Here is a 2,212-nt window from a genome sequence, read left to right as displayed (position 1 = left end):
ATATTCGCATGTCCGGGGCTCAGACCTCGGGCAGGATGCGAGCAGCCATGCCCATCTTTAGCGCACACAATAAGGTCTGCGCAGTAGCGCTCAGTGATTCTGGAACGTTTTCAATCCTCGTTGTACGGCGGGCCTGGCTTCGATCGCGTCGAACCAGYGTGATAAGCGTGAAAGCACTGCCCAATCCAGCCGATCACGAAATGATGCCGCAATGGTGAAAGCGGAGATGTCCGCCATGGAGAACTGATCTCCGGCCATAAAGTCGTCGGTAAGAAACCGTTCTGCGTAGACGAGTTGTTCAATGACGCGTTGATCGATAACTGTGGCCGCATCATTAAATCCTGCCTGGCGCAGGGAAAATGCAGCATGACTGGGCCCGATGACGTCCGTTACGAAAAAGAAATAACGATCAAACACCCGGTCGCGTTTTGGTCCACGATGCGCTGGTGCGAGCCGACCCGGAGCTTTTGCATCAGCGAACTGAATGATTGCGTTCGATTGGTTAATGACCAGCGGGGGTGTCGATGAATGGTCGACCAGGGTTGGGACTTTTCCTGCCGGATTAAGCGCCAGGTACGACAAGTCGCGTTGCTCATTCGCCTGCAAGTTCAGTCTTCGTGCGGTGTAGGGGATACCTGCTTCCTCCAAGGCTATTGCAGCCCTCAGACTGTTGCCGGTAGGCGCGCCATACAGCTCTATTTTCGGGCTCATCAGACACTCCCTGAAAATGAATGGATGATTATTGGATGCTAAGTGAAAAGCGGCATACGCGCCTGTCTACAAGGAGTACGCACAACGTTTCGCGTCAGTTAACCAGTCCGCTTAGGTATGCCCATTCGACGAGCATGGCCAAGTAGAATGTGTACGCCGCTCAGCACTAATGTGACTTGTGATGGTCAATACACCCCGCGCGACCGTCAGCGGTCGTACTGCCTGGCGCCGACCGGATCCGCATCGGCAATTTGATCAAGGACAGTGAAAGCATGCTCACCGCAATATAATCCGCAACCGCTTCTACCTGGTTTCGTAAATCGGGACTCGTCGTACGTTTACCCCTCAATCCAATTCGAAGATTTAAAGCATGCACCTACGCAAAATTGCAGTTGGGCTGTCGGCCCTTGTTTTGCTCTCGACCGGGGCACAAGCCCGCAGTCTGCTGGATTTCATCAAGCCGCCCACCCAGCATCAGCAACAAACCTCCCACTCGGGCTCGATCAGCCAGAGCGCGGCGCTGGAACTCTATTCAAACAAACAGAAACAGGCATCGTTTGACGGCTGCGCGGATCTGTTCCCGGCCGCGAAACCGATCAACATGGCCACTGTGCCTGCCACAATGAAACCCTTGGCCCTGTGTTCCGATAACTTCGCGGTGCTGTACTCGCAAACCAGCAAGACACCGCTGGTAGTGGTCGAACGCCTTAATGCCGCCCAGCTGCAGGATGCCAAAGGGGAGGAGCGCACCAACCAGTTCTATCCGGACCCACGCATTCCCAAGAGTGGGCGGGCAGAGTTGAGCGACTACCGTAGCCAACATCCGGCCGTGGACCGTGGCCATCAATCCCCGGCAGCCGATGCACCGAACCCCAATGCAATGGCCCAATCCTTTGCGCTGTCGAACATGGTGCCGCAAGACCCAACCAACAACCGGAAGATCTGGAGTAAGGTCGAGTCCGATGTCAGAAAGTTTGCCAAACGAGCCGATGGCAATGTCTTTGTCTTTACCGGCCCGCTCTTTGATTCAGGCCACGGCACCGTCGGCGACAACAAGGTCTGGGTGCCGACCCGCCTGTTCAAACTGGTTTACGACGCATCGTCCAAGCGTGCCTGGGCTTACGTACTGCCCAACGCTGAAACCCGCATCGAGAAACCGATGGACTATGACGCTTTCGTGAAGAGTACCGGGCTCAACTTGCTGGGAAATCTACCGGTCACAGGTTCCGTGGGGCGCTCTTGATGGCTTGATTGATTAATCCGTAGCAGCTGTCGAGCCGGGGCGAGGCTGCGTTCGGCTGCGCAGCAGTCGTAAAACCAGAACTTACGGTGTATCAGGCAGACCGCGTCAGCCGGATTCACGACTGCTTCGCAGCCGAACGCAGCCTCGCAGGCTCGGCAGCTGCTACAGAGAGTGTGTCGCGGCTAACGCGCCGCCCAGGCATTGAAGTGTTCTTCCAACTCCTCGCCGTGGTCCACCCAGAACTCCGCATCTACCGAC

The 2,212-nt window shown here is 56.1% G+C and carries 3 protein-coding genes; 1 reads left to right on the top strand and 2 read right to left on the bottom strand.

The window, feature by feature from the left end; all coding sequences use genetic code 11:
- Positions 1 to 90: 90 nt before the first annotated feature.
- Entirely contained in the window at positions 91 to 711 is a 621-nt protein-coding gene (locus AC1DLB_RS28145; RefSeq protein WP_477786098.1) for a glutathione S-transferase family protein, read from the bottom strand.
- Between the two features lie 370 nt (positions 712 to 1,081).
- Here AC1DLB_RS28145 and AC1DLB_RS28140 point away from each other — a divergent pair, with 370 nt between their 5' ends.
- Positions 1,082 to 1,954, top strand: coding sequence for a DNA/RNA non-specific endonuclease (locus AC1DLB_RS28140; RefSeq protein ID WP_018927953.1), 873 nt, complete (start codon positions 1,082 to 1,084; stop codon positions 1,952 to 1,954).
- Positions 1,955 to 2,136: 182 nt separating this feature from the next.
- On the opposite strand, the gene AC1DLB_RS28135 is transcribed toward AC1DLB_RS28140, so the two are convergent.
- Positions 2,137 to 2,212: hypothetical protein (locus AC1DLB_RS28135; RefSeq protein WP_477786099.1), on the bottom strand; the 76-nt coding region annotated here is incomplete at its 5' end.

It is taken from the genome of Pseudomonas sp. 05N434 (assembly GCF_056396965.1).
Note: the sequence above shows the minus strand (reverse complement) of the source record. Positions and strands in the feature narration are given on the sequence as shown.

Coding starts and splice junctions, on each gene's coding strand:
- AC1DLB_RS28140 (WP_018927953.1), top strand. CDS start 1,082: ATGCACCTACGCAAAATTGCAGTTGGGCTGTCGGCCCTTGTTTTGCTC.